This window comes from Moorena sp. SIO4E2, assembly GCF_010671945.1.
Lineage (GTDB): Bacteria > Cyanobacteriota > Cyanobacteriia > Cyanobacteriales > Coleofasciculaceae > Moorena > Moorena producens.
Genome location: NZ_JAAHIE010001122.1, coordinates 1 through 1,683 on the forward strand (window position 1 = coordinate 1; position 1,683 = coordinate 1,683).

Genomic DNA, 1,683 nt, shown 5'->3' on the forward strand with positions numbered 1-1,683 from the left:
GGCTATGGGCAAGCTACACCGAACAGCTTTTGAATAAGCGATGCAGCTTCGGAACAGGGGAGGCAGTGCCGACCTGCGGGGGTTCCCACGGGGCAAACAGCGGTGCGGACGCAGGTTCCGCACACAGCCCCTCCCCACTCGCGGTCTGCCGTGGTTTCCCCCACTCGCGCTTGGGATCAAGAAAACAGGTAAGTATTCGTTTAATCTATGTTACGGAAAGCACCTCAAGTAGCGTGAGCTTTTAGCTCACGGCTGACCGCTGACGGCTGAATGCTTACAGCTTTAGTTATTTTATTGTCCTTTAAATATTTATTCTCTTCAACATGTAAGTCTCTAAGTCCGCCTTCAACTACTTTTTCTTTACTTTGCTGATTCTTACTCCCCTTACCGTTTTTGCCCTTAAATAACCCCTTCGCTTTCAACAACACCTTATCAATCGCCTGATCAATCCGCTGGCGAATCTTACCAATAATTTTCTCAACCTTCTTCGCCAAACCACCAATACCCAACAGCGAAGCCAAGAACCCAATCACCACTGGTACAGCTTTCGCTAAAGCATTCTCTACCAACTTCGCAGCACCACCAACTGCACCGGATGCGATTAGCCCAAAGGGCTACGCTACGCGATTGACCGTAGGTCACGCGGGGCGCGTTCGCACTCACGGCATCCACAACTGCATTTACCAATTCCAGCACCTGACTACCGCGATTAACAAAGAACATGATGATGTCATAAATTGCCATGGCGGCTTTGACAAATGCTGATGCTGGATTTAACAAGCTCAGAATCCACTTCACCCCGGCGGTGATCACCTGGGTAACTACCATGTTATTGATTTGTTCGATGACTGTTTGTTTCAGGTCGTTGAACTGTTCCTTAACATGTTCCCACAGTCCCATGGCTCCGCGATCGCGTAATACCTGGAATATTTCGACGGCTTTCTCCATGCCAGCTACTACTTCCCAAAGAGTTTGGCTGCATTACCACGAATGTAGGCAAATATCAAGCCCAAGACTTGGGTTACTAAGCTGAATATTCCCGGTAAGCTAAAGATGTCAATTGAAGATGGGATCACGGATGAATTGGTTGCCACAGGAGTACCGAAGGATAGGATTGTTCTGGCTTTTCATCCCCCCGAGATTCGTGAACATACTGGGTATGCGATCGCATAGTGTTTGGTTTGGTGGGTTACCCTGTCGAAGGGCGCACCCTACAAGATCAGCGATTAGGCCAAAGGGCTACGCTACGCGATTGACCGTAGGTCACGCGGGGCCCGTTCGCACTACGCTGCCTTACTAATAGTTGGTTCGGGAAGAGTTTCACCTGTTTCTTGATAGGCTATTACCAAAGATTCTAAAGCTTCAGTTCCATTCTTAACTGCTTCTTCATAAGTTTCTCCATGAGTCCGCCATTTTTGTCCGGGGAAGTCGGGGAAACCAACTAAAAAACAATTATCTTCTTCTGACCATTGAATTATCATTTTATATTTAAGTTTGCTCATCATTAATGTTACCTTCTACTTCCTCAATAGCTTTTTTTACATTCTTTTCTTGATAGGGCTTAGCATCGTTTCCGTCTTTACCTGAAACTGTGAGTTTCCCAGCATAAAGAGGATGTATCCAGTTTGTATGGCTTCCTTTACCTGGTATTTCTCTAAAACCGGCTTGGCGAAGCATTTGTTT

At 46.8% G+C, this 1,683-nt stretch carries 4 protein-coding genes and 1 pseudogene; 1 reads left to right on the forward strand and 4 read right to left on the reverse strand.

Annotated elements, in window-relative coordinates; all coding sequences use genetic code 11:
• Nucleotides 1-224 precede the first annotated feature (224 nt).
• Nucleotides 225-494, reverse strand: a complete 270-nt coding sequence (locus tag F6K37_RS41310) for a hypothetical protein (RefSeq protein ID WP_287257074.1) — start codon at nucleotides 492-494, stop codon at nucleotides 225-227.
• Entirely contained in the window at nucleotides 478-948 is a 471-nt protein-coding gene (locus tag F6K37_RS41315; RefSeq protein WP_008178120.1) for a hypothetical protein, read from the reverse strand. The genes F6K37_RS41310 and F6K37_RS41315 overlap by 17 nt, the downstream gene beginning before the upstream one ends.
• Nucleotides 949-1,059: 111 nt before the next feature.
• On the opposite strand from F6K37_RS41315, the pseudogene F6K37_RS41320 reads away from it, so the two are divergent.
• Nucleotides 1,060-1,173: pseudogene (locus F6K37_RS41320) on the forward strand (element excision factor XisI family protein); the annotation flags it as partial.
• Nucleotides 1,174-1,283: 110 nt separating this feature from the next.
• Here F6K37_RS41320 and F6K37_RS41325 read toward each other — a convergent pair.
• Both F6K37_RS41325 and F6K37_RS41330 read right to left on the reverse strand, forming a co-directional pair.
• Nucleotides 1,284-1,502, reverse strand: coding sequence for a type II toxin-antitoxin system HicB family antitoxin (locus tag F6K37_RS41325; RefSeq protein WP_502708075.1), 219 nt, complete (start codon nucleotides 1,500-1,502; stop codon nucleotides 1,284-1,286).
• Nucleotides 1,489-1,683, reverse strand: a 195-nt coding sequence (locus F6K37_RS41330) for a type II toxin-antitoxin system HicA family toxin (RefSeq protein ID WP_287257075.1), incomplete at its 5' end; no start/stop codon positions are given. The genes F6K37_RS41330 and F6K37_RS41325, both read right to left, overlap by 14 nt.

Bases quoted from the DNA above. Each gene is read 5' to 3' on its own strand.
- F6K37_RS41315 (WP_008178120.1), bottom strand. From the start codon at position 948: ATGGAGAAAGCCGTCGAAATATTCCAGGTATTACGCGATCGCGGAGCC.
- F6K37_RS41325 (WP_502708075.1), bottom strand. From the start codon at position 1,502: ATGAGCAAACTTAAATATAAAATGATAATTCAATGGTCAGAAGAAGAT.